This is a genomic window from Mesorhizobium sp. NZP2077 (assembly GCF_013170805.1).
In the GTDB taxonomy this organism is placed as follows: Bacteria; Pseudomonadota; Alphaproteobacteria; order Rhizobiales; family Rhizobiaceae; genus Mesorhizobium.
Window position 1 is genome coordinate 2017785 of the sequence record NZ_CP051293.1, and the last position, 25559, is coordinate 2043343.

Here is a 25559-nt window from a genome sequence, read left to right on the forward strand (position 1 = left end):
CCCGGCTGTTGCTTGTCCCCGTATTGCTCGCGATCTGCGCCCCATCGCTTTCGGCAGCTGCCGATGAGCAGAGTGAGGCCGTCAAGTTGGTTGAGAGCGTGCGCCGGGCGGCGGTTGTGCTTGGGCATGGTGGATCCACCGAGGGGCAGCTCCGTGCGATCTCGGCGGCGTTCGACGGGAGGGGGATCGCGCAAGCCGTGCTCGGGACGTATTGGCGCCGGGCAAGTGCGGACGACCGCGCCTCGGTGGTTGATGCGCTGCTTTATGCAATCGCTCACAGGCTGGCCGACAGGCTGGAGCGGACGCAGGACAAGACTTTCACCGTGCTCGGCACAAAGGCGCTGGCTAACGGCGACATCCTGGTGCGCAGCGAATTCCGCCGGCCGCTCCACGGCCCAACATCCGTGGACTGGCGTGTCCGCCACTGCCGCGGACAACTCTGCATCGGCGATGTCCTTGTCGACGGCGGCTCGGTGACGGTGCAGCAGCGGGACCGCGTCGCCCAGCTACTCGCCGGCAATGGCGGCTCGATCCCGGCACTTGTCGCCGACCTCAGGAAAGGCCGGGTATGACGCCTCGCTCGTGCTCATGTCCCTCCTCGTAGAATTGAGCAATGTCGGCCGCGACTTCGACGGCGGCCGCATTGTCGCCGTCGACGGTGTGTCGCTCGCGATCGAGGATGACGAGACCGTCGCCATTGTCGGCCGCAGCGGGAGCGGCAAGTCCACGATCCTGAACCTGGTCTGTGGGCTCGACCGGCCGACGCGCGGCGAAGTTCGGTTCGAGGGAAGGGCCGTCAACGGGAGGGCCGCATGGGCAGCCGTCCGGGCCAGCAAGATCGGGATCGTTTTCCAGAACTTCTCCCTGCTCCAGTCCTTGTCGGCGTGCGAGAACATCGAGGTGGCTTTGCTGGGAAACCTCGGCGGAGCGCGGCAGCGTCGCCATCGCGCGCTCGAACTTCTGGCACATTTCGGTCTTGCCGAACGCGCCACGCTGCGGCCGGCCGAGCTTTCGGGCGGCGAACGCCAGCGGCTTGCAATTGCGCGGGCGCTTGCCAACCGTCCGAAGCTTCTCGTTGCGGACGAGCCGACAGGAAGCCTCGACGTGCAGACGAGCCAGTCCGTGATGAGCATTATCGGCAACGTGCATCGCGAGTTCGGTACCGCGGTGATCGTGGTGACCCATGACGAGGACGTGGCCGCGCTATGCGCTCGGCGCGTCGAGATCTCCGACGGCCGCATCCGTTCGGACAGCCGGTCGGCGGCGATGCCGACGCCCACACCGGCGTCACGGATCCGCTAACCCATGACAGAGCTGACCCTTCCCTTGCGCGGTCTCACTTCGCGCCCGCTTCGCACCCTCCTCACGGTTCTCGGCATCGCGCTGGCGGTGGCGGGGTTTGTGGCGCTTACCGGCCTGACCGCCGGCGTCCAGCGCTCGTTCGCTTCGGGAATCGACGAGAACGGCGCAGACCTGGTGGTAAGCCAGCGTGCCGCATTCAACCTGGTGAGCAGCACCGTGCCCAGGTCGCTGGGCTCCGGGCTTTCCGCGGTGCCAAACGTCGAGGCGGTTTCGGGCGTTCTCCTGAACATCACCACCGCTGACGACGCTGCGAACATTGTCATGGCCGGCTGGCCGAGCGACAGCTTCCTTTGGAACGACATGCACCTCTTGTCGGGGCGAATCCCTGCACCGGGGGACCAGTGGCCCGTGATCCTTGGCGAGTCGATCGCCACCGCATTGGGCAAGCGGGTGGGTGATACGGTCGAGCTGCAGTTCCAGCCCTACCAGATTGTCGGCATCGCGTCGTTCTCGTCCGTGCTGAACCAGAACAGCGCGATCGTTCCGCTCGAAGGGCTGCAGCAACTCCTGTCGCGGGAAGACGTGTTTACCTTGTACGAGGTGAGGTTGAAGCGCCCGCTCGAGAAGAGCGACATCGCCGTTGCCCGAACCCGGCTGATCGCGGCGGCACCAGGATTCGAGGTCGGCGACACCGAGCAGTTTGCCAACAGCATCCGCGTGTTCGATCTGCTTCGGGCGATTGCCCAGACAATTTCACTGGTTGTCATGGCGATGGCCTCGGTCGCCGTCGCCAATACGCTTCTGATGGCGGTGAACGAACGGACGTTCGAGATTGGCGTTCTCGCTGCACTTGGCTGGTCGCCGCGGCGGATACTTCGGCTCATTCTCATCGAAGGCGTGATCATGAGCGCGGCCGGCGGGGTCATCGGGATCATTCTCGGCGCCCTTACGATGGAAATGGCGGCGAAGACGAAGTTCGCGGCCGGTCTGATCGTGCCTTATTTGTCAGGCTGGTCGATCGCGCAGGCGCTGCTCTTTGTCTTCGTCGCTGGCCCCCTTGGCGCGCTCTACCCAGCCTGGCGCGCCACGCGCCTTCTCCCCGCCGAGGCGCTCCGCCGGATCTGACGGCTAAGGTCGACTGTTTATTAAACAGGTGGATCATGCGGTGACAGGCTTGCGGGAGGAAGAGAGAGGCACTGCCCGCACGCAGCCCCCATCCCAAGCGTCGTCAAGAACCGATCGTCCGCGCGGACTCGAACCGGAGACCCGCGTATGAGATGCGTGCTTCGGCAAAACTCTGGCAGCGCGAGAAACTTGACGTCATGTCGATCCGTTACTCGCCCAACAGACCATTGTGGTCTGCAGGGCTGCGATGTGACGTTTGCAACATTGTTTATTGGTGTCGGCATTTGCCTGTCGCTTGTGATGTCGATCGCATGGGCAATTGCCATTCGGAGTGGCAAGTCCGGCTGGGTCGATGCGATCTGGTCGTTTGCCGTGGGTGTCGCCGGCATCGCCATCGCGCTGGTTCCACTGCCCGGGTGGCAGCAAACGACGACAAGGCCGGTCATCGTCGCCCTGCTCGCGGCGATCTGGTCGATCAGGCTTGGCCTGCATATCGTCGTCAGGACGCTGCACGGTGGCGACGATCCGCGCTACGCGCAACTACGCAGCGAATGGGGCAAGGATTTTCCGCGCCGGCTGTTTTGGTTTCTGCAAATTCAGGCCGGCGCTGCCTTCCTGCTTTCACTTTCCATTTTCGCGGCAGCCCGCAATCCGGTCCCACAACTGCAAATCGGCGACTGGCTGGGCATTGCCATTCTGGTGATCGCCATCCTTGGCGAGGGCCTGGCCGACCGCCAGCTTGCCCGGTTTCGCGACAACCCGGCCAACAAGGGAAAAGTCTGCGACGCCGGGCTCTGGGGGCTTTCACGCCATCCCAACTACTTCTTCGAGTGGTTCGGCTGGCTGGCCTATGTGGCGATCGCGCTGGATTTTACCGGCGCCTACGCCTGGGGTTGGGTCGCCGCGTCCGGCCCGCTCTTCATGTACTGGCTTCTGGTTCATGTCTCCGGCATTCCGCCACTCGAAACGCACATGCTGAAATCGCGTGGCGAAAAGTTCCGTGCCTACCAGGCACGCGTCAATGCGTTCTGGCCGGGGCCACCCCGCCATACCCCTGCACAGACTTCGAAAGGTCGGGCATCATGAGCCTCATCGCATCCGCCATACGCACCGTCGAACGCAGCCCGTTTCCCGATCCCGTGACGCGAACGGGAATCGACTTCCTGGTCGGACGCACCCGCCGAAATCTGCTCGAAAACCCGGCCATGCATGAGCAGGCCTTCGTTCACGCGATGGCCGATCATCCGATTGCCGAGCACACGCAAGCCGCCAACGAGCAGCACTACGAATTGCCGCCGGCTTTCTTTGGGCTGGTGCTCGGGCCGCGACGCAAATACTCCTCCTGCCTCTATCGACGTGGCGACGAAAGCCTGGCGCAGGCCGAGCTGCTTGCGCTGGAGGAAACCGTTGCTCACGCCGATCTCGCGGATGGCCAGGACATCCTCGAACTCGGCTGCGGCTGGGGTTCGCTGACGCTGTTCATGGCGGAGCGTTTTCCCGCCGCCAGGATTACCGCGGTCTCCAACTCGGTGCCTCAAAGGGCGTATATCGAAGCGCAGGCTCGGGAGAAGGGCTTCGCCAACATCCGCGTCATCACGGCCGACATGAACAGTTTTCATCCCAACGGCATGTTCGATCGCATCGTCTCGGTCGAGATGTTCGAGCATATGTCGAACTGGCAAAAGCTGCTCGAACGCGTGCACTCCTGGCTGACGCGGGAGGGGCGGCTTTTCATCCATGTCTTCACCCACAAGAGCCGGTCTTATCGTTTCGACCATTGCGACAAATCCGACTGGATTGCGCAGCACTTCTTCACCGGCGGCATCATGCCGAGCCACGATCTGATCCGGCATTTCCCGGCCCTGTTCGACGTCGAGCAGGAATGGCGATGGAATGGCCGCAACTACCAGCGCACCGCAGACCAGTGGCTCGTCAACATGGACGCCAACCTGCCCGAGATCGACCGCATTCTCGCCGAGGTCTACGGCAAGGAGGCCTTGATCTGGCGTCGGCGCTGGCGTCTGTTTTTCCTCGCCACAGCAGGGCTGTTCGGACACAAGAATGGCGAGGAATGGGGCGTCAGCCACTATCGCCTGCGCGCGGCCGCATGAGATGGAAGCGCCGGTTCGATCGGGAATGTTGAGGACGTTCTGGAACGCGGCAAAGGCTTACTTCACCCATGACGACCCTCTCGTGGCCACCGCCAACCTGGTCGCGCTTGTCGTGCTGTGGAACCAGCCATTCTATCCGCTCTATGTGTACTGGTCGGTGGGCCCCGACATCGCGCCAACCTTCTACACATTCCTTTCGACGCCGTTCTTCCTGGCGGTTCCGGCAGTCGCCCGCGTCAACGGCCGTGCCGGGCGGGCGCTGCTGCCGCTCGCCGGTATCGGCAACACGGTGCTTAGCGCTGAGGTCTTCGGCGTCGCCTCCGGCGTCGAGATTTTTCTGCTGCCCTGCGTGCTGCTCGGCTTCGTGCTGTTCCGGCCTGGCGAACGCTTCATCGCGATCGCCATAGCGGCGGTCGGCATGCTGGCCTTCACGGTCTTGCATGGCCGCTACGGCGCCCCTGTCCACCTCTATTCGGCCGAGGAATATGCTGGGTTTTTGAGGATGAACGCGCTCAGCGCCGGCACGCTTACCGCCTTCATCGGTCTTCTCGTCATGAGGCTGATCAGCCCTCCGGCCACGCGCTGACGGCTACTACGCGGTTCGCGATAGCGCACTGGAAACGAGAAAGCCGGTCGTAGCCGCGATTGCGGTGAGCACTGTGCCCCAGCAGATGTCCGCGACAGTGACCGCGACGGGCCAATACTTCAGTGTCGCCTGGTTGGTCAGGTCATAGGTGGCGTAGGCGCAGAAGCCGAACACAGCGCCGTTCACCGCAGCGGTCGTCCACGTGCCGGTCTGGAAGGCGGGCTGAACCGCGAAATAGACTGCGCCGGCGATGTAAATGACGTAGAAAAGCGCTGCCGCCTTGACGTTGAAATTGTCGAGCAGGATCGGCCCCAGCAGCGGCTTGTAAAGCCGGCTGCTCATCACCGTCAGCCAGACAGCATCGATGCACAGGAACACGACCGCCGTCGTCAGATAGGCGATGCTGTGGGTTTTGATCATGTCCGCTCCCGAAATCCCATAGGCTGTTGATCTCAGCAACGGTTTTCAGCGGCGATAGTTTCGACCGGCCGAAACTCGCTCTCCCTGTCGTCCGTAGCTTCGTAAAACGGATGACAAGGGCGAATGATGAACCCACTGGCAGTGGCGGCAGGCCTTTTCTTTTTTGTCTCGTTCAGCGGATCGGCGTTGGCGGCATCGGCGCCTGATCCCAGTGGCACATGGAACCGCGGCGACGGCAATGCAAAGGTCCGGATCGCGCCATGCGGTTCGAACATCTGCGCCACCAATGTATGGATCAAGGACACCAGCGGCGGTGAAGCCGTTGGCGACAAGCTTGTCATGACGCTGCAGCCGAAGTCCGCCGACACGCTGACCGGCAAGGCCTTCGATGCAAAGCGGGCGCTGACCTATGCGATCCAGCTCAAGGTGGCCGGGCAGAAACTGGTGACACGAGGCTGCCTCGTTGGCGGCCTGGTTTGCAAGTCGGTCAACTGGTCCCGCGCCCGCTGACGATGGGGTGACAGGCCGGAAACTGGCGTCCTTTCATCTCACGACAAATATCCCTTTCGGCACGGTGAAACTCACGTCGGATCCTTCCGTATCTACAAATGTGCCTGGTCCCGCCCGCACCCTACAGACTTGATTTCCAACAAGGATTTTCGATGAATATTGTGCCCATTCACCGTGGTGGCTCCAACGCCCGGAAGAAAATCGCCATCATCGGTTCGGGCATTTCCGGCGCCGCCGCCGCATGGGCCTTGCACCCGAGTGCCGAAATCATCCTTTATGAGGCTTCGCACCGCGCGGGCGGCCACACCGCCACGGTCGACATCGACTATGACGGCACATCGATTTCCGTCGACACCGGCTTCATCGTCTACAACGAGCTGGCCTACCCGGATCTCACCGCGATGTTTTCGCACCTTGGTGTGGCCACGCATGAGAGCGACATGGGCTTTTCGCTTTCGCTCGACGGCGGCAAACTCGAATGGTGCGGCTCGACGTTGCGCACCATATTCGCCCAGAAACGCAATGTCTTTTCGCCCGGCTTCCTGTGGATGCTGCGCGAAATCCTGCGCTTCAACAAGGAGTGTATCGCCGAGCGCGACAGCGGCACGCTGGGCAATGTCTCGATCGGGGATTATCTTCGCACCCGCGGTTTCTCCGCAGGCTTTCGCGATAATTATCTCATCCCGATGGCGGCGGCGATCTGGTCGACGCCACGCGCCAAAATGCTGGACTATCCGGCCGCAAGCTTCATCGGCTTCTTCGAGAACCATCGGCTGATCGACAATGATACACGGCCGATGTGGCGCACGGTGAGCGGTGGTTCGCGCAACTATCTGCAAAAACTCTTGGCGCCGCTCGGATCGGCGCTGCGCCTGTCGTCACCGGTCAAGACAATGGTGCGCGATGCATTCGGCATTACCTTGTGGGCTGGTGATGACGCGCCGGAGCGCTTCGACAATGTGATCATCGCTGGGCATAGCGACCAGGCACTGGCCATGCTCGGCGACGCATCCAGCGTCGAGGAATCGATCCTGTCGGCCATACCGTATCGTCCCAACCGGGTCGTGCTGCACAGGGACCCGCGCTTGATGCCGAAGCGGCGGGCCGCCTGGGCGGCGTGGAATTATCTGCGCTGTTCCTGTGACAGTGAAGAACCGGAGGTGTCGGTGACCTACTGGATGAACCGCCTGCAGGGGATCGACGCCGCAAAGCCGCTCTTCGTGTCGCTCAACCCGGTCGTCGAGCCGCACCCGGACCTGGTCTTCGGCGAATGGACGTTCGACCATCCGCAGTACGATGCGCGTGCCTTGTCCGCGCAAGCCCGTCTCGATGACATCCAAGGTGTGCGCGGCACCCATTTTGCCGGTGCGTGGACTGGGCACGGCTTTCATGAGGATGGCTTGCGCTCGGGCCTCGACGCGGCGATTGCCCTCGGCGCCATGGTGCCATGGCGGCGAGGCGAGGGGGCTTTGCCGGGGGCTCTCCTGGCGGCGGAATAGAAGGCATTTCCCGGACATGGAGCAACGCGTCACCACGTTGGAGCAAAATGGTCCGCCGCCGCTGGCGGCGGGCGTGCTGTATCCGGGTGAGGTCATGCATGCGCGGCTGAAGCCGTTCGGCCACCGCTTTGTCTATCGCGTGTTCTCGTTGCTTGTCGATATAGACAGGCTTGCCGAGCTCGGCCGCATGACATGGCTGCTGGGCGTCAATCGGCCCGGCCTGGCATCCTTCCATGAAAGCGACCACGTCGGCACATCAGGCGAAACGCTGCGGGCTTTCGTCGACAGGCTGCTCCTCGATGCCGGCCTTGGCGAACCGGCGGCGCGCGTGCTGCTGCTCGCCTATCCCCGCATCTTCGGCTACGTCTTCAATCCGATCTCGGTGTATTTCTGCTACGACGCCGCCGGCGCGCTGATCGCCTTGATCTATGCGGTGCGCAACACGTTCGGTGGCCGGCATATCTACGTGTCGCCGGTCCTGGCGGGCGAACTCGGCCCCGCAGGGGTGCGCCAGACGCAAGCCAAGGTCTTCCATGTCTCGCCCTTCGTCGGCATGGACGCTCACTATTATTTTCGTATTCTGCCGCCGGGCAAGACGGTCAGGCTGCGCATCCACGAGACGGAGAACGGCGAACCGCTGCTGTCGGCGACCTTTGCCGGCGCCGCACGCCCGCTTGCCACGCCGGACCTTGGCGCGTGCCTGATCAAGTTTCCCTTTGTGACGGTGAAGATCGTCGCTGGCATTCACTGGGAAGCTCTGAAGCTTTGGCTGAAAGGCGCGCGCTTCCATCCGAGCCCGAAGGTTGAAGGTCGTACCCAATACGGCTTGACCCACGAGACGGAGCCGAGCGCTGTTCGCAAGTAGGCCCGGGCTCCAGAGTCCCGCAGCTACTCCTCGTTCCGCTTCTGCGCGATGAGATCCAGCCGTTCGCGGTCGGCGCTCTCGCGCTCGTCGCGGTTGCGCACCTCCTTGTAGGCACGCTCGACCATGTTGCTGCGGGCGGTTGCCTTGGCGATGAGGCCGACTTCCTGCCTAGCACTTTCCAGGCTCGTCTCCTGGCGCACGACCGCCTGGGCGATGCGGCGATGATAGAGATCGGGGAACAGGCCTGACAGCGAATTGTCCTGATCGAAATGGCCGATCAATTCCCTGGCCTCGGACTCGGCGGCGTTTGCCGCTGCGAGGAAGGTGGCGTGGCGGGTCTCGTGCAGCGCCTTCAGCTGTTCCTGCACCTTGATCAGTTTCTTCAGGCGATCCTTGCGCGTGCTCATCTCACCTCGCCAAAGTCAGGTCGACGAAGCCGTCGACGAACAGCGACAGCATGGTGCCGACGGCAAAATAGAAGATGATCATGCCGCCGGCGATGACGAAGGGCTGGGAGATGAAGTAGATCGGTATCTGCGGGGTCAGCTTGTTGACGAAGCCGATCGTCAGATTGACCAGGATGGCATAGGCGACAAACGGGCTGCCGAGGCGGATGACCAGGAAGAACGTGTCCGACACGGTGTCGGTGATGTCGACGAGGGCAGCCTGCGGGTTGAAGAAGATATTGACCGGCGCGACGGTGTAGGACGCCACCAGGGCGCGTACGATCTCGTGGTCGAAATCGAAGACGAACAGCATCAACAGCGCCGAGAACGAGATGATGGCGGCGAGTGCCGCCTGCGGTTCCGGCTCCTCGATCGCCGGCCCGCCCGAGCCGCCATAGCCGATCAGCATGGCGATGGCCGAGCCCATGAAGCGCAGCGCTTCCATGTAAAGCCTGGTCATGGCGCCGATCAGCCCGCCGACCAGGAGTTCCGAGATGATCATCGGCACCAGGATCTGCGGACGCGGATCGACGAAGGGAATGATGCGGTCCCACAGGAAGGCGAGCAGGCCGCCGGTGGCGGCGACCGCCACAAACAGCCTGACCTGCACCGGCACGCGGGCGCTGGACAGGCCCGGCATCAGCATGAAGCAGGCGCCGATGCGGCAGAAGGCGAGGAACGCCGCGATGACGACGCTCTGCGAAAGAACGCTCACGATATGGTCCCGAGCACCCTGATCTCGACGCCCTTGGCGATTTCGACATGGGAGAGCACCGGCAGCGTGGTGAACAGGCGCTCGATGATCATGCGCACATAGGGGCGGGCGTCGGGTGCGGTGACGAGGACGAAACGCTCGCCGGCTTCGAGGAATTTCTTGATCGCCTTGGTGGCGTCCTGGCCGAATTCCTCGAGCTGGCGCGGATCGATGTCGAACTCGCGCACCTCGCCCTTGGCGTCGCGCTTGAGGCTCTGGTGGAAGGCGAGATCCCAGCGGTTGCCCAGGCGCAGCACCTTGAGCACGCCGCCTTCGGAGAGGTCGCCGCAAATCTGCTGGGCCATGCGGATGCGGACATGTTCGACGATCTGCTCGGTGCGGCGCACATGCGGCGCGATCTCGGCGATTGCTTCGATGATCAGGTGCAGATTGCGGATCGAGACGCGCTCGGCGAGCAGCAGCTTCAACACGGCCTGCAGGCCGGGATAGGAAATGTGCGTGGTGCAGATCTCGTCGGCGAGCTTGCGGTACTCCTGGTCCTGGCGCTCGAGCAGCGCCTTCATGTCCTTGTAGGACAGAAGCTGCGGCAGGTTGTTGCGGATCACCTCGGAGAGATGGGTGAGCAGCACCGACATGTTGTCGGCGAAGGTGTAGTTCTCGCGCTTCAAATCCTCGGCGAAGGTTTCCATGACGGAATAGGCGCGCATGCCGAAGGCGGGTTCGCGGATCTCTTCGCCCGGTATTTCGGGCACATCACGGTTGCCGAGCAGCACCATGATCTCGCCGACGCGCATCGAGTATTCGGCGACCACCGTGCCGTGCACCTTGATCTGGTAGCTTTTCGGCGGGATGGCGAAATCGTCGGCGACGCGCACTTCAGGCACGACGAAGCCGTATTGCTGGGCGAATTTCTTGCGCATCTTGCCCATGCGGAAGACCAGCTCCTGATGCGATACCAGCAGCCGCGTCGACAGCTGCTTGCCGATCAGAAGTTCGATCTCGGCGGTGGCGAGCGAGGCCTTGACCGAGTTCTTCTCCTCCTCGACCTTGGTCGCCTTCTCCTGGGTCTTCAACGCTTCGGCGGCGGCGAGGACGCGGTTGGCGCGCATCGGGATGATGTAGCCGAGTGCGGCCATGCCGCCGGCGAGCGCAAAGAAGGGGAAGAGCGGCAGGCCGGGCATCAGGCCGAGCAGCACCAGCAGCGCCGCCGCCACATAGAGCGCGCGCGGATGGGCGCCGAGCTGGCCGAACACGGCCTGGTTGGTCGAACCACGGGTGCCGCCCTTGGACACCAGCAGGCCGGCGGCGAGCGAGACGATCAGCGCCGGGATCTGGGTGACCAAGCCGTCGCCGACCGACAGCTTGATGAACACGTCGGCGGCCTCGCCCATGCCCATGCCGTGCCTGATGTAGCCGATGGCGATGCCGCCGACGATGTTGATGGCGGTGATGATGAGGCCGGCGATGGCGTCTCCGCGCACGAATTTCGAGGCACCGTCCATCGAGCCGAAGAAGGAGCTTTCTTCCTCCAGTTCGCGGCGGCGCAACTGCGCGGTCTTGTCGTCGATCATGCCGGCGGACAGGTCGGCGTCGATCGACATCTGCTTGCCGGGGATGGCGTCGAGGGTGAAGCGGGCGCCGACTTCGGCGATACGGGTGGCGCCCTTGGTGATGACGATGAAGTTCACCACGATCAGGATCATGAAGACGATGAGGCCTATGACGAAGTCGCTGGCCATCACCAGCTTGGAGAAGCCGGCGATGACATAGCCGGCGGCGTGCGTGCCTTCATTGCCATGCGACAGGATCATGCGCGTGGTGGCGATGTTCAGGGATAGCCGCAGCATGGTGGCGATGAGCAGCACGGTCGGGAACGAGGAGAAATCGAGCGGCCGCTGGATCCACAGCGCCACCATCAGGATCAGCACCGAAAGCGCGATCGAGAAGGCGAGGCCGATGTCGATAAGGAAGGCCGGGATCGGCAGGAACAGCACGGCCAGGATGATGACGATGCCGAGCGCGAAGAAGACATCGCGGCCATTCTTGGCCACCGCGCCGGGCTGGATGCTTTCGCTGATCGCCATTCTCGTCCTCGAACCATAGGCTGCCGCGCACAGGACAGCCCGGCGAGGGTAGCTGGCCAAGCTTGCGCGAGGGTGGGAGAGTGGCTAATTCAGTCTGAAAGCGTGTCGCGTTGAAACGGGCTCAGTCGAAACGCTTCAAGCGCCAGGAATCTGCTTGGCGTTACGCAGACCAGTGCGCGCGTAGACGGCTCCGGCCAAACTGGATATCGTGTTGCGATGACTAACCCGACCTTGAGTTCGGACTACTATGTCGTGTCAGATGCAGATGGATTGTTTCAAAATGGCGTGATTTTCCACATATCACGCAACAAAGCTGGCGGATCGGTTAGCACGCCGGTCGGACGCTTTTATACATGGCGGCCACAGATACATCCGGAAGGGTACTTCCCGCATTCTCGACTCGATTGCTATATCAATGATGGTCCCTTGGCACCCGAACCGTCCTGGCTCGCGCGTACGCTTGTAGACGCTCTTATACGGCAGGGTAACATATCAGAGCCAATTTGGTTGGGGTGGCATAGATCAAAAGAGCTGGACGGTGAAGAGCGAGGTCAGGTTTTTGACCTAAACTAGACGTTTGGTCCGCGTCTTCGAAAGAACCAGATGCTCCTGATCATCGGCACGATCCGCTTGCCATCCGGCAAGCTCGAGGAAGCAAAGCCAGCCATGGAGCGCATGGTTTCAGCCAGCCGCGCGGAGCCCGGCTGCCTCGAATATTCCTACGCGCAGGATGTCTTCGACGCGGGGCTGATCCGGGTCACGGAAGTGTGGCGCGACAGGGCGACGCTCGATGCGCATTTCCGCTCGCCGCACATCGCCGCGTGGCGCTCAAGCTGGCCGGCGCTGGGCATTGGCGAGCGCAACCTTGTGCTCTATGAAGCCGGCGAGCCCGTGCCGACCTGATCGGCCGCGGCTTTGGGTCTGCCGAGCGGTTCCGATGCCTTCCAGGAACCACGCAAAGTCTACACCTGCCGACTTGGCGCGGTGCTTGCCAGATCGATCCCGCTGCTCTCCGAAGGCTAAGCAGGCCTAGCAGGCGTTGACCTGTCTGCAGGACCAACCTCCGCCATCGGTATCGTGGCAATCTTCATAGCTGCCGTAACACATGTTTGTTGAATTACGGTACCAGGGATAACCGCCAGGACAGCAGACGTCCTGCTGCGCAAGCTGAAGAAATCCTTCTGTCGGCCGGCTCTGTTTTTCCGTATTGCCTCCCGACAAAAGAGATATTGGGTATGAAATATTCCGCTTAACCGGCATATCTACGCTCGAGTTGCTCATCGCAGACGAGCTCAAAAAAATCGTGCAAGCAGCTAACGAAAAGAACCCCCGCGCACTCATATTCTCCTCCTTGAGGGAAATGAAGACGGGCTAAAATACCACCTTTCAGGCGTTGCGTCGATTTCGTGAGCGAACAGGAGCAGGGGCATAGCAGCGAATCCGCCGTCCGATTTGAGATCACCGATTCACTCATGCCCTTTGGGTTCGGGGCTTGATCAACAGAAGTCTCCAACCCGTTCGAAAACGATCCGCGCATTCGGTCGCCGATATCGCGGTTGCCATGCGGTATCCCCAGGCGTATCAGCCTTCCACGTCCCTTTGATATCGGCGAGCCGCCCCGGTGCTTTCCAGAAACCAGCCACAAGTCTACGCCCGCCGGCTGCGCGCGGTGCTGCTGAGGTCCATTCCGCTCCTCGAGGCGCGCGGCATTGCCGTGGTCATCCTGGCCGGCGTCGTCGGCGTCATGGCGGGCATATTGGTCACCGCGATGAGCCAGATCGTGCAGGATCTGCACGGGCTCTTGTTCGGCGTTCAGCCAGGCGGCCGGCTTTCCGGTATGTTTTCGCTCGCCAATCCGGTGCAGGCGCTGGTCCCGGCATTTGGCGGCATCCTGCTCGGCTTGAGCGTGATCTGGCTGAGAAAGCGCAGATTCCGCACTCCGGTCGATCCGATCGAAGCCAACGCGCTCTATGGCGGGCGCATGTCGCTGACCGACACCTTCGTCATCGTCTGCCAGACGATGATCTCCAGCGGCTTTGGCGCTTCGGTTGGCCTCGAGGCCGGCTACACGCAGGTCGGCTCCGGCGTGGCATCGCGGCTGGCGCGGATGTTCAAGCTGCGCCGCAACGATGTCCGCATCCTGGTCGGCTGTGGTGCTGCCGGCGCTATCGCCGCCGCCTTCGATGCGCCGCTGACCGGCGCCTTCTATGGTTTCGAACTGGTCATCGGCATCTACTCGGTCGCCAATGTCGCGCCTGTGATGACGGCCGCGATCTCGGCCTCGCTGACGGCGGAGATGTTCGGCAGCGTGCCGTTTCCGCTGGAGCTTTCAGGGCTGCCGGCGCTGACGCCCAGCCAGTATGTGCCGTTCCTGCTGCTCGGGCTGCTCGGCGGTGCGGCCTCGATCGCCATCATGCAACTGGTAACGCTGATCGAACGCGGTTTCAACAGGCTGTCGGTCGATGCCTCGCTGCGCCCCGTCATCGGCGGCGTCATTGTCGGCCTGCTGGGACTGATCACGCCGCAGGTCCTGTCCAGCGGCCATGGCGCGCTGCATCGGGAATTCGCCATGAACTATGGTCTGGCCGTGGTGGCCAGCGTTTTTCTACTCAAGCTGGCCGCGTCGGCCATCTCGCTCGGCTCCGGCTTTCGCGGCGGCTTGTTCTTCGCGTCGCTGTTTCTTGGCGCGCTGCTTGGCAAGGCATTCGCCGGCGTGATGGCGCTGGTCTCGCCGGCGACCGGCATCGACCCTTCGGTCGCCGCCGTCGTCGGCATGACCTCGCTTGCCGTCGGTGTCGTCGGCGGCCCGCTGACCATGACCTTCCTGGCGCTGGAATCGACACGCGACCTGACGCTGACCGGCGTCGTTCTGGCTGCCTCGATCATGGCGGCGATCCTGGTGCGCGAAACCTTCGGCTATTCGTTCTCGACATGGCGCTTCCATTTGCGCGGCGAAACGATCCGCAGCGCCCACGATGTCGGCTGGATGCGCAGTCTCACCGTCGGCTCGATGATGCGCAAGGACATCAAGACCATCGATGCCTCGACGACGCTGGCCGACTTCCGCAAGCAGATCCCGCTCGGCTCCGCCCAGCGCGTCATCGCCGTCGACCCGGGCGATCAGTATGTCGGCGTGCTGATCGTGGCCGAACTGCACAGCGATCCCGCCGGCGGCGAGGTGCTGGTGCGCGATCTTGCCCAGTACAAGGATGCCGTCCTGGTGCCGAGCATGAACGTGCAGACTGCCGCCGAGACGTTCCAGCGCGCCGGCGCCGAAGAACTGGCGGTCGTCGAGGATTTCACCGACCACATCGTGCTCGGGCTGCTGACCGAGGGCCATCTGATGCGGCGCTACGCCGAGGAACTCGAAAAGGCGCGCCGGGACCTGTCGGGCGAGGGGTAGGGGGCGCACCTGCGCATCTCCTGTCGACAAGCAAGCACGTCCTACTGCTGACACAACCTTCGATTTGAGCAAGCCTGGCCCGGATATCGGTGCGCTCCTGGCATCATGCGCGGCTTGCCAATTGTACAGTGCCACTGTACAAAGTGTTAAGTGAGGTGGAAGACCGCATGAGCAAGGGGTCCGAAAAGGCTTCGGTAAAGACCGGCGACGTATCGGCCGCGACGCATGCCCATCAGGTGCTCGGCATGCGCCTCAAGAGCCTTCGCCTCGCCCGCAGGCTGTCGTTGCGGGAGCTTGCGGAGGCGACCGGGACAAGCGCCAGTTTCATCAGCCAGCTTGAACGCGGCCTGACCGGCGCCAGCACCGCATCGCTCAACCAGATGGCTTCGGCGCTCGGCGTCAGCGTCGCCATGCTGTTCGAGGAAAGCACAGCGCAAAACCATGGCGTTCTGAGACGCAGCGAGCGGCCGAGCCTGCCGCCCAGCGACGGCTGCCGCAAGATGCTGCTGTCGCGCCCGCCGCTGGGCGACATGGAAGTCTATGTCGGGGAATTGGACATTGGCGGCTCGACCGGACCCGATCGCTACACCCATGGCGACGCACACGAGATGCTCGTCGTGCTGCGCGGGGTCGTCGAGGTCTCGCTCGGCGAGGCGCGCCACGTGCTCGAGGAAGGCGACAGCATCGAATACACGACCTCGACACCGCATCGCTCAGAGAACATCGGCAGTGGCCGAGCCGAAGTGATGTGGATCATCGCGCCGCCGACCTCGGTGCGCGCCGAACTCGACCAATACACGGCCTGGAAACCACTCGCGGCCAGGTAGGTCCAATCAATCTGAAAGTCAGCCCATGCAAGCCAAACGCAACGGCGACATATCGTTCTGGTATGCGGATCTGGGCGGAGTTCCCGCCCCCCGGCCGCCCTTGCCCGGCGATATCGAAGCCGATGTCGCGATCGTCGGCGCCGGCTATACCGGGCTGTGGACCGCCTACTATCTGAAGAAGGCAAGGCCTTCGCTGCGCATCGCGCTGATCGAGCGCGAATTCGCCGGCTTCGGCGCTTCGGGCCGCAATGGCGGCTGGCTGTCGGGCGGCTTCTCCTGGTCGCGCGAAAAATACCTCAAGACCTCGAGCCGGCAAGGGGTGAGCGCCATGCAGGCGGCGATGGCTGGCTGCGTCGACGAGGTGATCCGGGTGGCGACGGAGGAAGGCATCGATGCCGATATCCGCCGCGTCGACAATCTGACGGTGGCCACCAACCCCGCGCAGCTCGAACGCGCGCGCGAAGAGTGCGAAACGATCCGTGCCTGGGATGTCGATCCGGACCGCGTCGAAATGCTGGATCAAGCGGCGACGCGGGCGCGCATCAATGTACGCAACGTCATGGGCGGCTTCGTCGTCCACGGCCAGGCGCGGGTGCAGCCGGCCAAGCTGGTGCGCGGGCTTGCCGCCGCCGTCGAGCGGCTGGGCGTGGCGATCTACGAACAGACGACGGTGACGTCCATCGCCAAGGGCAGTGTTGCGACCGACCACGGCACGGTGCGGGCCGAAACCATTATTCGCGCGACGGAGGGGTTCACGGCGGGCATCCCCGGCGAGGAGCGGACCTGGCTGGCGCTCAACAGTGCGCAGATCGTCACCGAGCCGCTGCCACCCGAGCTTTGGCGCGACATCGGCTGGGAAGGACATGAGCTTCTCGGCAACGCCGCCCACGCCTATTGCTATGCCCAGCGCACGCGCGAGGGGCGCATCACCATGGGCGGGCGCGGCGTGCCCTATCGCTATGGCTCGCGCACCGACGTCAATGGACAGACGCAGCAGGCGACGATCGACCAGTTGCATCAGATCCTGACGACGCTGCTGCCGCAGACGGCGAACTGCCGCATCGAGCACGCCTGGTGCGGCGTGCTCGGCGTGCCGCGCGACTGGTGCACGACCGTCGGCCTCGATCCCGCGACCCGTATCGGCTGGGCCGGCGGCTATGTCGGGCTTGGCGTGTCGAGCTCCAATCTTTCGGGACGCACGCTTGCCGACCTGATCCTTGGCCAGGACACGGAACGGACGAAGCTGCCCTGGGTCAACCGCAAGGTCAGGCCATGGGAGCCGGAGCCGTTTCGGTGGCTCGGCGTGCATTCGATGTACCAGCTCTATCGCATCGCTGACGGGCGCGAGGCCGCTGGGCTTGCGCATACATCGAGACTGGCGGCGCTCGCTGACAGCATCACGGGCCACTGATCATGGAGTCCAATTTGGTCGACCTTTCGGCCTTCCACGATCTCGCCAAGACCGATATCGGCGCGTTCTCACCAAAGCCGACCAGCATCGAGGGGGATCAGGTCGAGGCGGCGCGCTCGCTGTTCCAGTCACCGGACGGGACCGTCGATATCGGCATCTGGGAGTGCACGCCCGGCCGCTTCACTGCTGATCGCACCGGTTCGTCGGAGATATCCCACATCATTTCGGGGCGAGTGGAGGTGAGCCGCGCCGACGGCGAGACGCGCGAGCTGGGGCCGGGCGACCTCCTCGTGCTGCCGCAGGGATGGAAGGGCGAATGGCGGATCCGGGAAACCACGCGCAAGCTTTACATGATCCAGAGCACCGGCTGACAGACAGCCGCCGGGCTCAAGTAAGAGCGCGATCGGTCCTTGGCTATCGCCAGCCTGCCGGTGAGCTTGGCGGGCGGGCTAGCTGCCGGCCGACCGCGTTTTTCCGCCCCACCAGCGAATGGCCATGACGGCGATAAGAACAGCCACATAGGGCCAATAGTAGACGTCGTGGACCGCGCGTTTGCCCTCGGCAATCAGAAATGTCAGCCATATGTCGTAGCTGCCGACTGTGTGAAGGATTCGCCATGCGCGTGGTCCGATCCATGCAGCCGTGCGATCGAAGGACGTCGCCGCCATGGCGATGATGAACAGGTAGGCAAGGCCGCCGAAAACGAACATCGCGGTATCCGTGGCGTCATCGAATTGATCCGGACTCGCCTGCGCGAAAGCGAACAGGGCGACCGCATGGACGCCATGCGAAAAAGCAAAGGCCAATCCGATCTGGCGCCGATGACGGCGCAGGAACAGTGTGGATGCGCTCGGCAGGTGGCGCGCCAGCGCTGATGCCGAAAAAGCGATGCAGAACAGGATCAGCGACATCTGTGCGGTGAGCCGCACGGCCTGGCGAACCCCTGCCACCGAGAAATCGCCGCGGAATGCGACAAGCCCGGACAGCGCAAGAATGATCGCGGCCAAAAGCCAGAACAGCCACCAGCGGTTCGTTGCCCTGGTTGCAAGGGGTGCGACGGTGTCCATGAAGCCTCCTGAGCAGAAGATGTAATAACTACTTACATTGATTGGCTGCCATTGCAATCCAGAAGTAAGTCGTGCTTGCATCGAGCGCCGGATTGTGATGGGGACAGGGGCATGGCGACGCAACGCAAGACCTATCATCACGGCAGTCTGCGGCAGGCGCTGATCGACGCCGCCCTTGCCATTGCCAGGGAGGATGGCGTCGAACAGGTGACGGTGCGTGAGGCCGGGAAGCGGGCCGGCGTGTCGTCAGGAGCGCCGTTCCGGCACTTTCCGAGCAAGACCGCGCTGATGACTGCCGTGGCCGAAGAGGCGATGCGCCGGTTCCGTGCGGGGATATCGGTCGAACTCGACAAAGCAGGACAACTTGACCCGCTGTCGCGCTTTCGGGCGCTGGGGGTCGCCTATCTGCGCTGGGTCATCGACAACCCGACGCATTTCGAAATCATCTCGATACGCCGGGCGATCGATTTCGATGCCTCCGAGACGCTTGTCGGGCTCAATGAAGAGATCCGCGGTCTGATGGTGCGAATGCTGGAGGACGCGCGCGCGGCCGGGCAGTTGCGGAAAACCGATATAGAAGGCGTTCCCCTGCAGGCACGTGCGATGGTCTACGGTCTTGCCCGCATGTGGATCGATGGTCAGTTTGCCCAGTGGGGTGGTGCGGAGAACGCCGAGGCGCTGATGAAGCAAAGTCTCGATGGTTTTCTCGCCTTGCTGGCAAAATAGGCGGGCCGGCTATCTTGCCGAAGGATCAGTTCAGCCTTGGACACCATCAATGCTCGATCGGCCCCTTGGCCATCACCAGCGCGGTGCCCGCGGTGGTCGGGCGCTCGATGACGCGACGCACGCGCGGCGGCTCGTCGCCGCTATGCAGCGCCCGCAAGCGCTCGCCGACCATGGCATCGGCATGGGTGATGCGGCCATTGTGCCTGACATATTCGAGCCAGGTCGGCGTGTGGTAGTGCTCGATCCATATTGTGGGATTTTCGAGGTCGCGCGCCAGCGTCCAGTTGCGGGCGCCATCGCGGCGGCGGATGCGGCCGCGTTCGGCCATGGTGGCGAGGAACTCGGCCTCGTCCTCGTGGCGGATGATGTATTCGATCATGATGGCGATGGGACCGCTGCGCGGCTTCAGGTCGAGCGCCAGATGCGGCTCCTTGAAGCGGTTGAGCGGGTCGAGGTTCAGCACCTGCTGCTGCGGCAGCGGCAGTAGTAGGCCGATGGCGCCGCCGGCCAGCATGGTAATGGCTGCGGCGATCAGCGCCGTCTCGGCGCCATGCGCGTCGGCGACGACGCCCCAGATCCAGCTGCCCAGCGCGATGCCGCCGAAGGTGGCGGTCTGGTAGACCGACAGAACCCGGCCGACTACCCAGCGCGGCGTCGCCATCTGTACGGTGACGTTGAAATGCGACAGCGCGATCACCCAGCAGGCGCCGCCGACCAGCAGGCCAAGCGACGTTTGCCAGGCGTGATGGCTGATCGCGGCGTTGAAGGCGCAGACGGCGAAGCCGGCGAAGGCACAGCGCACCATCGTCTCGCTGGAGAGCAGTTGCCGCAACCGCACGCTGATCAGCGCGCCGCCGACTGCGCCGATGCCGAACGAACCCAGCATGATGCCGTAGGTCAAGGCGTCGCCCTTGACCACATCGCGCGCCACCAGCGGCAAGAGCGCCAGCACGGCGCCGGCGCTGAAGCCGAAGGCCGCGCCCCGGACCAGCACCTTGCCGATGTTGGGCGACATGGCGACATAGCGCAGACCGGCGCCCATGGCCGCACCCAGCGACTCGCGCGGCAAGGTCGATACCGGCACGTCGCGCTTCCAGCGCGCCATCACGATGATGAGGCCGATATAGCTGACCGCGTTCGCCGCGAAGGCGGCCGCGGCACCGGCGGCCGCGACGATGATGCCGCCGATCGCCGGACCGACGCTGCGTGTCAGGTTGAAACCCATGGAGTTGAGCGCCACGGCGGCCGGCACCTTGTTGCGGGGGACCATGTCGCCGACGGACGCCTGCCAGGACGGGCTGTTGAGCGCCGTGCCGCTGTCGATCAGGAAGGTGAAGGCAAGCAGCGTCCAGGGCGTGAGCAGGTGATAGTAGGTGAACACCGTCAGAAGCACCGAAACGACCAGCATGAAGGTCTGCGCGACCAGCATCACCTTGCGCCGGTCGAAGCTGTCGGCGATGGCGCCGGCGACAAGCGCGAACAGCATGATCGGCAGAGTGGTGGAAGCCTGGACCAGCGCGACCTGATAGGGCGAGGTCGCGATCGTGGTCATCATCCAGGCGGCGCCGACGCCCTGGATCAGGCCACCGAAATTGGAAACGAGACTTGCGGCCCAGACGGCGCGGAAAATGCCATGCCGGAACGGCGCCAGCGCCGAAACGCCTTCGCTATCCGGTTTCTCGTCAATCATGGATGGGTTCCTGCCACGGCGTGCTGATCCCAGCGGTTTCTCCGCATCGTTTGCCGAAACTATGGCATCGCGCCGCAAAGGCGAAGAAGATCATGGTCCAACAAGGGGATAGAGGAGGGCCACCGCCTCTATCGGCATCGCGAAATGCCATGCCATTGCCCCCGGTCCTCGTGCGTTTGCTTCAGCGAGCGTCCCTGACCGCAGCATGCAGCGCTTCGGTGAGGTCGCCGGTGGTCTGGCCGCCGGCATGCAGGCGAAGGAAAAGCTCCATGCCGACCAGCCGCAGCCGCGATGGCTGGTCTCGCTTCGCCAGCTCGATCAGGTCTTCGACCGAAGCCGCCGGCCACTTCATGGCGTCGCGCAGCAAGCCGCCGCGCAGCAGGCCCTCGGTACCCGTGGTGAAGGTGTTCGATACCTGGAAGCCGTTCTTGCGGGCGTTCACGTTCTGAAGCGGAATGTGTTTTTCAGCGACCTTCTTCAACAGCCATTTTCCTTGCTTGTGGCGGTATTTGTGCCGCCTTGGCAGATGGATCGCGAAGTCGATCAGCCGGTTTTCGAGGAACGGCACCCTGAGCTCCACCGAGGCGGCCATGCTGAGCCGGTCATGCCTGTTCAACAGATCCTGCAGATGTGCATACATGTCGTGAAGGCAGCATCCCAGGAAGGCACGGTCACTGAGTGAGGCGACGGGCTCGAGCCGGTCGAAGATCTTGGTCTGAAGGAAATTCAGTTCCGGCGACAGTGCCCTTAGCACGATGTTGCGGTCCCAGCCATGACCACCCGCAACCGATGTCCGGAAGGGGGCATGACGCAGGCGCTCGAACCTGCGGGCAAGCCGGGCCTTGGAGCGAAACAGCCGTTGCGGCCATGACCAGGGCCGCCACGGCCGCATGCTGGCTTCCTGCCAGTCGTAGCCGCCAAAGAGTTCGTCGGCACCTTCACCTGTCAACAGCACCTTGATGCCGTCGGCCCGACACTGCTCGGCAAGCGCCAGCAGGCAGACATGGCTCGCATGCCAGCCGTCGCTCTCCAGATGCCAGATGGTTCTTGGCCAGAGTTCGAGGAACCGGTCCTTGTCGACAGGCACCCTGTTCAGCGGCACGCCGGCATGGCGCGCGGTGCGTGCGGCGTCTTCGGCTTCGCTGTGGCCCAGGCGCGGATCGACGACATAGGCTGTCATCTCCGGCCTGAACCGTTTCGCCAGTGTCGTGACGAGACCGGAATCGACGCCGCCGCTGCAAGCCGCGGCCAGCCTGGTATCGGCAATGCAGTGCAGTCCGACGCTGTCCTGGATCAGCGCCTCCAGCGTCGCCATGCGCTCGGCGTCGCTGGCGGTGTCGCCGGTGATGCGGCCAGCGTCGAGCACATCGAGGACATGCCAGAAGCAGCGCTTCTCGATGCCGGCGTCGGTAATCTTCCACAGACCTGCCGGTGGCAGCCGCTCCATGCCCTCGAACAGGCTGGAGCTGGAGTCGCGGCTTTGCCAGGCAAGACGCAACGTGATCTCGCGCGCGTCGATGGCGCGTGCGACGTCGTCACAGGCAAGGATCGCCTTGTCCTCGGAGGCGAAGAGGATTCGCTCACTCGCTTCGGCCACCGACATCGGCTTGATGCCGAGGCGATCGCGGGCCAGCCAGAGCGCGCCGGCCCGCATGTCGAAATAGGCGAGGGAAAACATGCCGTCGAACAGCGGGATGGCCTTGTCCGGTCCCCATTGGTGCAGGGCTTCCAGAACCACTTCGGCATCCGAAACCGTTCGGAACCGCCTGCCTTCGGCCTCAAGTATCGCGCGCAATGCCCGGTAATTGTAGACCTCGCCATTGTAGACCAGCACGCCCTGGCCACAGGCGGTGAGCATCGGCTCGCGCGCCTGTGCCGACAGGTCGATGATCGAGAGCCGCCGGTGACCGAGCGCCAGCCGGCTGTCGTTCCATGTGGCATGATCGTCAGGACCGCGATGCGCCAGTGCCTGCATCATGCGGCCGACGTCGTCGAGATCACCGCCCGCGATCGGGTTCCGCTTGCGCCAGACGCCGGCTATGCCGCACATGGTCCGTTGGTCGATCTGGGCTGGTTCAGAGGTTCGCGAGGAGCCATTGGGACAAAACGATCGCCTGGCCGGGAGTGGCCACATGGCAATCTAACCGGAACCGGACCAGCCGCAAGCGGAACGCTTTCTTCAAGCAATTGCGGAGTGAAGTCGACGCAGCTTCCCTCGAAGGGTTCAGAACCCGTTCTGGATGCGCTGGAAGATGACGTTGGTGAAGGCCGATATCTGGCCACCGATGAACGGGCCGGTGAGCGCCACCACCAGCATGATGGCGACGATCTTCGGCACGAAGGTCAAGGTGATTTCCTGGATCTGCGTCAGCGCCTGGATGAGGGCGATGCCGATGCCGACCGCCATGGCGACCAGCACCACCGGAGCGGAGGCGGTCAGCACCGTCCACACGGCGTACTGGACGATGTCGAGTGCGTCGGCCTCGTTCATGTCAGAGGTTGGCCTAGCTTGCGGGCTTGATCGACACGCCTGCGCCGACGGGGACCTGGGTGCCATCCTGCAGCACTGCGATCAGTCCGCTGCTGGCGAGCGTCACCGAAGCCACTATTCCCGTGGTCTTGCCGTCGGCCGACGTGATCGAGCGGCCGATAATGGCGTCGGCCTGCGACAGCGCCGACGATGACATGATCTGGTCGAGCTTGGTGTTGGTCTGCACCGATTGCTCGACCTGCGAGAAGGTGGCGAGCTGGGCCACATACGCCGTCGAATCCATCGGCTTGGTTGGATCCTGGTTCTTCATCTCGGCGATCAGAAGCTTCAGGAAGGACTGATAGTCGACCGCTGTCTTCGAGGTCGACGCGGTCGTCGAATTGGCGCCAACCGGTATCGTCGTCGTCATGTCCACGGTCATTAGTAGCGTGCTCCCACGGCCTGCGGGCGCGCGGCGCCCGGAACATCGTCATTGCCGCCAAGCGCGCGGCGTTCGAGAGGATAAAGCGAACGGATCGCCTTCAAAGCCTCATAGATATGATCCTCGCCGACCATGCGGTCGATCTGTTTCAGTGCGCTGCAGATATCGGCGTCCTCGAAGCTTGCTATGAGCAGCGGCAGCGAGCGGCGAAACATCTCGCGGGCGTCGTCGGCGCCGGCCGGGTTGATCAGCATGACCTGCACGATGAAATAGAGCTGCCTCAGCGGCGTCGATGCGTCGTCGGCTTGTAGCACATGGCTTTCGAGCAGGAACTGCACGTCGTTCATCAGTTCAACGGTGACCTTGCGGTCGACGCGGATGACGGCGCCGTTGATGTAGATCTTCTCGTTGGGCTTCAGCGATATCTTCAGCGTGTTGGTCATTGAATGCCGTCGCGAATGATCTGGGACACTTCGATCAGCCCTTCGAAATTGTTGGTGCGGCCCTGGCGGATGTCCTCCGCCTCGCGCAGCAGCCACAGGCCGATGGAAATCAGGTTGGCGCGCAATTCCTTCGGAAGCGCATTGTCGCTGGAGCCAAGATCCTCGACGAAGACGGTCCAGACGCGGTTGGTGAAATTCAGCGCCTCCACCGCCTCCATCGAATCCTGGCCGGCCGCCGCTGCCGCCGACAGCATGTCGATCGAGCGGGTCAGAAGTTCGCGCTCACGGTCCTTGGCGTCCGAGACGGAGGTGCTCTGAACGTCGGCGTAGGAGAATTGGTACATTGTTGGCTCTACCGTTCCGCTGGAAGTTGTCAGGTCAGGTACTTCAACAGGCTGAGCTGCTGCAGGCGCGCTGTCAGAGCGAAGGATGTCTCGATATGCTGCGTCAGATCCGCGACCTTGGTGGCGGCCGTGGCCGGGTCGACGGCTTCGAGATCGAGGATATGGCGTTCGAACAGGTCGATCTGCGTCTTCATGCGATCGCTGGCGTCGGAGACGCGCTTCTGCACGATGCCGGTCTCCGACTGGACCTGGGCGATGCCGCTCAGCGCCTCGCCGACCAGTGTCTGCGAGTGGCTGACGATGCTGTCCTTCGCCGCCTGGCTGATGTTGGTGGACATCAGGCTCGAGACCATTGCTGCGGCCATTGCGAGCTTCTTGATGCCGTCGCTGTTGGCGCTGGTCGAGGTCTCGGTGGTTTCGTTGAGCGCAATGCGGCTGACGATCTGCTGGTCGGTGGCGTTCGACATGTTGGTCTGCCAGCCGGCGCCGAGGAACTGAGGCGTGACGTCGTTGGTGATGAAATCGTCCATCTGGGCGGCGGTGATGTTGGCCGCGGCCGGATCACTGGGCGTGAAGCCGAATTTGGCGACGAACGAGGCGTCGAAGGCGGCCTTGGCCGGTGAGCCGGCGGCGGTGAAATCGTTGATCGGCTTGACGTCGGTGTTGGTGCCGGCAAACAGATATTCGCCGTTGACGCTGGTGTTGAGGATCGAGGCAAGCTGCTGGATCGTCGTCTGGCCGGTCGACTGGGTCAGCGTGTCGGAATTGTCGCCCGACGATGCTGTGGTCAGGCTGGAAAGGAAGGTCTGTGCCACGCCGGAGAGTTGGCCGAGCGAGGTCTGCGTCGAAGAAAGCCTTGCGGCGACCAGCCCGTTGGAATCGACAATCACGTTCAGCCGGTCGAGGTCACGCGAAAAGGTGACGGACTGGGCCGTGCGTCCGCCCAGTGCCAGGCCGACATCGGCGACCTTGCCGGTCGAGGATTCCTTCGTCGCTTTGACGAGATCGGCCTGCATGCGCATCTGTTGATAGCGCAGGGCGTTGGAGAGGGCGGCCGAGGAGACTGAGGTCAT

The 25559-nt window shown here is 63.4% G+C and carries 27 protein-coding genes; 15 read left to right on the plus strand and 12 right to left on the minus strand.

What is annotated here, in order from left to right:
* Positions 1 to 86: 86 nt before the first annotated feature.
* The 6 genes from HGP13_RS09925 (at position 87) to HGP13_RS09950 (ending at position 5124) form a co-directional block, all read left to right on the plus strand.
* Positions 87 to 572: an ABC transporter substrate-binding protein gene (locus HGP13_RS09925; RefSeq protein ID WP_172224632.1), complete on the plus strand. Its 486-nt coding sequence runs from the start codon at positions 87 to 89 to the stop codon at positions 570 to 572.
* Positions 541 to 1302, plus strand: a complete 762-nt coding sequence (locus tag HGP13_RS09930; protein ID WP_210266349.1) for an ABC transporter ATP-binding protein — start codon at positions 541 to 543, stop codon at positions 1300 to 1302. The genes HGP13_RS09925 and HGP13_RS09930 overlap by 32 nt, the downstream gene beginning before the upstream one ends.
* A gap of 3 nt (positions 1303 to 1305) precedes the next feature.
* The gene (locus HGP13_RS09935; RefSeq protein ID WP_172224635.1) at positions 1306 to 2427 is read left to right on the plus strand and encodes an ABC transporter permease; all 1122 of its coding nucleotides are present in this window, start codon (positions 1306 to 1308) and stop codon (positions 2425 to 2427) included.
* 249 nt (positions 2428 to 2676) lie between these two features.
* Positions 2677 to 3513: a DUF1295 domain-containing protein gene (locus HGP13_RS09940; RefSeq protein ID WP_246707322.1), complete on the plus strand. Its 837-nt coding sequence runs from the start codon at positions 2677 to 2679 to the stop codon at positions 3511 to 3513.
* Positions 3510 to 4538 carry a cyclopropane-fatty-acyl-phospholipid synthase family protein gene (locus tag HGP13_RS09945; RefSeq protein ID WP_172224641.1) on the plus strand — a complete coding sequence of 343 codons (1029 nt, stop codon included), beginning with the start codon at positions 3510 to 3512 and terminating at the stop codon, positions 4536 to 4538. The genes HGP13_RS09940 and HGP13_RS09945 overlap by 4 nt, the downstream gene beginning before the upstream one ends.
* A gap of 25 nt (positions 4539 to 4563) precedes the next feature.
* Positions 4564 to 5124 (plus strand): hypothetical protein, encoded by a 561-nt coding sequence (locus tag HGP13_RS09950; protein ID WP_172224644.1) that lies wholly within the window; start codon positions 4564 to 4566, stop codon positions 5122 to 5124.
* Between the two features lie 6 nt (positions 5125 to 5130).
* Here HGP13_RS09950 and HGP13_RS09955 read toward each other — a convergent pair whose 3' ends face one another.
* Positions 5131 to 5541, minus strand: a complete 411-nt coding sequence (locus HGP13_RS09955; RefSeq protein WP_172234660.1) for a DUF2177 family protein — start codon at positions 5539 to 5541, stop codon at positions 5131 to 5133.
* Positions 5542 to 5667: 126 nt separating this feature from the next.
* Here HGP13_RS09955 and HGP13_RS09960 point away from each other — a divergent pair, with 126 nt between their 5' ends.
* The 3 genes from HGP13_RS09960 to HGP13_RS09970 all read left to right on the plus strand — a co-directional run bounded on the left by HGP13_RS09960 (position 5668) and on the right by HGP13_RS09970 (position 8418).
* Positions 5668 to 6054, plus strand: coding sequence for a DUF2147 domain-containing protein (locus HGP13_RS09960; protein ID WP_172224647.1), 387 nt, complete (start codon positions 5668 to 5670; stop codon positions 6052 to 6054).
* Between the two features lie 152 nt (positions 6055 to 6206).
* Positions 6207 to 7553, plus strand: coding sequence for an FAD-dependent oxidoreductase (locus tag HGP13_RS09965; protein WP_172224650.1), 1347 nt, complete (start codon positions 6207 to 6209; stop codon positions 7551 to 7553).
* 16 nt (positions 7554 to 7569) lie between these two features.
* On the plus strand, positions 7570 to 8418 hold the full coding sequence (locus tag HGP13_RS09970; RefSeq protein WP_172224653.1) for a DUF1365 domain-containing protein: 849 nt from the start codon (positions 7570 to 7572) through the stop codon (positions 8416 to 8418).
* 23 nt (positions 8419 to 8441) lie between these two features.
* On the opposite strand, the gene HGP13_RS09975 is transcribed toward HGP13_RS09970, so the two are convergent.
* Genes HGP13_RS09975 through flhA form a run of 3 tightly spaced genes read right to left on the minus strand, consistent with a single transcriptional unit; the run spans position 8442 to position 11663 of the window.
* On the minus strand, positions 8442 to 8825 hold the full coding sequence (locus tag HGP13_RS09975) for a hypothetical protein (protein ID WP_172224656.1): 384 nt from the start codon (positions 8823 to 8825) through the stop codon (positions 8442 to 8444).
* A gap of 1 nt (position 8826) precedes the next feature.
* Positions 8827 to 9579, minus strand: coding sequence for a flagellar biosynthetic protein FliR (gene fliR, locus HGP13_RS09980; protein ID WP_115140255.1), 753 nt, complete (start codon positions 9577 to 9579; stop codon positions 8827 to 8829).
* The gene (flhA, locus tag HGP13_RS09985) at positions 9576 to 11663 is read right to left on the minus strand and encodes a flagellar biosynthesis protein FlhA (RefSeq protein WP_172224659.1); all 2088 of its coding nucleotides are present in this window, start codon (positions 11661 to 11663) and stop codon (positions 9576 to 9578) included. The genes fliR and flhA overlap by 4 nt, the downstream gene beginning before the upstream one ends.
* 603 nt (positions 11664 to 12266) lie before the next feature.
* Here flhA and HGP13_RS09990 point away from each other — a divergent pair.
* From HGP13_RS09990 to HGP13_RS10010, 5 genes are all read left to right on the plus strand, one after another.
* Positions 12267 to 12566 carry a putative quinol monooxygenase gene (locus HGP13_RS09990; protein WP_172224662.1) on the plus strand — a complete coding sequence of 100 codons (300 nt, stop codon included), beginning with the start codon at positions 12267 to 12269 and terminating at the stop codon, positions 12564 to 12566.
* 718 nt (positions 12567 to 13284) lie between these two features.
* Positions 13285 to 15066 carry a chloride channel protein gene (locus tag HGP13_RS09995; protein ID WP_172224665.1) on the plus strand — a complete coding sequence of 594 codons (1782 nt, stop codon included), beginning with the start codon at positions 13285 to 13287 and terminating at the stop codon, positions 15064 to 15066.
* Positions 15067 to 15233: 167 nt separating this feature from the next.
* On the plus strand, positions 15234 to 15893 hold the full coding sequence (locus tag HGP13_RS10000) for an XRE family transcriptional regulator (protein ID WP_172224668.1): 660 nt from the start codon (positions 15234 to 15236) through the stop codon (positions 15891 to 15893).
* Between the two features lie 25 nt (positions 15894 to 15918).
* On the plus strand, positions 15919 to 17304 hold the full coding sequence (locus tag HGP13_RS10005) for an FAD-binding oxidoreductase (RefSeq protein WP_172224671.1): 1386 nt from the start codon (positions 15919 to 15921) through the stop codon (positions 17302 to 17304).
* A gap of 2 nt (positions 17305 to 17306) precedes the next feature.
* The gene (locus tag HGP13_RS10010) at positions 17307 to 17675 is read left to right on the plus strand and encodes a cupin domain-containing protein (protein WP_172224674.1); all 369 of its coding nucleotides are present in this window, start codon (positions 17307 to 17309) and stop codon (positions 17673 to 17675) included.
* A 78-nt stretch (positions 17676 to 17753) separates the two neighbouring features.
* Here HGP13_RS10010 and HGP13_RS10015 read toward each other — a convergent pair whose 3' ends face one another.
* On the minus strand, positions 17754 to 18371 hold the full coding sequence (locus HGP13_RS10015) for a ferric reductase-like transmembrane domain-containing protein (RefSeq protein ID WP_172224677.1): 618 nt from the start codon (positions 18369 to 18371) through the stop codon (positions 17754 to 17756).
* A 111-nt stretch (positions 18372 to 18482) separates the two neighbouring features.
* On the opposite strand from HGP13_RS10015, the gene HGP13_RS10020 reads away from it, so the two are divergent.
* Entirely contained in the window at positions 18483 to 19097 is a 615-nt protein-coding gene (locus HGP13_RS10020; RefSeq protein WP_172224680.1) for a TetR/AcrR family transcriptional regulator, read from the plus strand.
* Positions 19098 to 19143: 46 nt separating this feature from the next.
* On the opposite strand, the gene HGP13_RS10025 is transcribed toward HGP13_RS10020, so the two are convergent.
* The 7 genes from HGP13_RS10025 to HGP13_RS10055 all read right to left on the minus strand — a co-directional run bounded on the left by HGP13_RS10025 (position 19144) and on the right by HGP13_RS10055 (position 25559).
* Positions 19144 to 20787 (minus strand): MFS transporter, encoded by a 1644-nt coding sequence (locus tag HGP13_RS10025; protein WP_172224683.1) that lies wholly within the window; start codon positions 20785 to 20787, stop codon positions 19144 to 19146.
* Positions 20788 to 20968: 181 nt separating this feature from the next.
* The gene (gene asnB / locus HGP13_RS10030; RefSeq protein ID WP_172224686.1) at positions 20969 to 22837 is read right to left on the minus strand and encodes an asparagine synthase (glutamine-hydrolyzing); all 1869 of its coding nucleotides are present in this window, start codon (positions 22835 to 22837) and stop codon (positions 20969 to 20971) included.
* A 174-nt stretch (positions 22838 to 23011) separates the two neighbouring features.
* Positions 23012 to 23278 carry a flagellar biosynthesis protein FliQ gene (fliQ, locus tag HGP13_RS10035; RefSeq protein WP_010911298.1) on the minus strand — a complete coding sequence of 89 codons (267 nt, stop codon included), beginning with the start codon at positions 23276 to 23278 and terminating at the stop codon, positions 23012 to 23014.
* A 13-nt stretch (positions 23279 to 23291) separates the two neighbouring features.
* Complete coding sequence (gene flgD, locus HGP13_RS10040) at positions 23292 to 23699, minus strand: flagellar hook assembly protein FlgD (RefSeq protein ID WP_172224689.1); 408 nt, start codon at positions 23697 to 23699, stop codon at positions 23292 to 23294.
* Positions 23699 to 24142, minus strand: coding sequence for a flagellar biosynthesis repressor FlbT (gene flbT / locus HGP13_RS10045; RefSeq protein ID WP_172224692.1), 444 nt, complete (start codon positions 24140 to 24142; stop codon positions 23699 to 23701). Before flbT ends, flgD begins: the two co-directional genes overlap by 1 nt.
* Positions 24139 to 24486: a flagellar biosynthesis regulator FlaF gene (flaF, locus tag HGP13_RS10050; protein ID WP_172224695.1), complete on the minus strand. Its 348-nt coding sequence runs from the start codon at positions 24484 to 24486 to the stop codon at positions 24139 to 24141. Before flaF ends, flbT begins: the two co-directional genes overlap by 4 nt.
* A gap of 29 nt (positions 24487 to 24515) precedes the next feature.
* Positions 24516 to 25559 (minus strand): flagellar hook-associated family protein, encoded by a 1044-nt coding sequence (locus HGP13_RS10055; RefSeq protein ID WP_172224698.1) that lies wholly within the window; start codon positions 25557 to 25559, stop codon positions 24516 to 24518.

Bases quoted from the DNA above. Each gene is read 5' to 3' on its own strand.
- HGP13_RS10010 (WP_172224674.1), top strand. From the start codon at position 17,307: ATGGAGTCCAATTTGGTCGACCTTTCGGCCTTCCACGATCTCGCCAAG.
- HGP13_RS09960 (WP_172224647.1), top strand. From the start codon at position 5,668: ATGATGAACCCACTGGCAGTGGCGGCAGGCCTTTTCTTTTTTGTCTCG.
- HGP13_RS10055 (WP_172224698.1), bottom strand. From the start codon at position 25,559: ATGACCTCAGTCTCCTCGGCCGCCCTCTCCAACGCCCTGCGCTATCAA.
- asnB (WP_172224686.1), bottom strand. From the start codon at position 22,837: ATGTGCGGCATAGCCGGCGTCTGGCGCAAGCGGAACCCGATCGCGGGC.
- flgD (WP_172224689.1), bottom strand. From the start codon at position 23,699: ATGACCGTGGACATGACGACGACGATACCGGTTGGCGCCAATTCGACG.
- flaF (WP_172224695.1), bottom strand. From the start codon at position 24,486: ATGTACCAATTCTCCTACGCCGACGTTCAGAGCACCTCCGTCTCGGAC.
- HGP13_RS09965 (WP_172224650.1), top strand. From the start codon at position 6,207: ATGAATATTGTGCCCATTCACCGTGGTGGCTCCAACGCCCGGAAGAAA.
- HGP13_RS10020 (WP_172224680.1), top strand. From the start codon at position 18,483: ATGGCGACGCAACGCAAGACCTATCATCACGGCAGTCTGCGGCAGGCG.
- HGP13_RS09935 (WP_172224635.1), top strand. From the start codon at position 1,306: ATGACAGAGCTGACCCTTCCCTTGCGCGGTCTCACTTCGCGCCCGCTT.
- HGP13_RS09950 (WP_172224644.1), top strand. From the start codon at position 4,564: ATGTTGAGGACGTTCTGGAACGCGGCAAAGGCTTACTTCACCCATGAC.
- HGP13_RS10025 (WP_172224683.1), bottom strand. From the start codon at position 20,787: ATGATTGACGAGAAACCGGATAGCGAAGGCGTTTCGGCGCTGGCGCCG.
- HGP13_RS09975 (WP_172224656.1), bottom strand. From the start codon at position 8,825: ATGAGCACGCGCAAGGATCGCCTGAAGAAACTGATCAAGGTGCAGGAA.
- flhA (WP_172224659.1), bottom strand. From the start codon at position 11,663: ATGGCGATCAGCGAAAGCATCCAGCCCGGCGCGGTGGCCAAGAATGGC.
- HGP13_RS10005 (WP_172224671.1), top strand. From the start codon at position 15,919: ATGCAAGCCAAACGCAACGGCGACATATCGTTCTGGTATGCGGATCTG.
- fliQ (WP_010911298.1), bottom strand. From the start codon at position 23,278: ATGAACGAGGCCGACGCACTCGACATCGTCCAGTACGCCGTGTGGACG.
- HGP13_RS09970 (WP_172224653.1), top strand. From the start codon at position 7,570: ATGGAGCAACGCGTCACCACGTTGGAGCAAAATGGTCCGCCGCCGCTG.
- HGP13_RS09945 (WP_172224641.1), top strand. From the start codon at position 3,510: ATGAGCCTCATCGCATCCGCCATACGCACCGTCGAACGCAGCCCGTTT.
- HGP13_RS10015 (WP_172224677.1), bottom strand. From the start codon at position 18,371: ATGGACACCGTCGCACCCCTTGCAACCAGGGCAACGAACCGCTGGTGG.
- HGP13_RS10000 (WP_172224668.1), top strand. From the start codon at position 15,234: ATGAGCAAGGGGTCCGAAAAGGCTTCGGTAAAGACCGGCGACGTATCG.
- HGP13_RS09990 (WP_172224662.1), top strand. From the start codon at position 12,267: ATGCTCCTGATCATCGGCACGATCCGCTTGCCATCCGGCAAGCTCGAG.
- flbT (WP_172224692.1), bottom strand. From the start codon at position 24,142: ATGACCAACACGCTGAAGATATCGCTGAAGCCCAACGAGAAGATCTAC.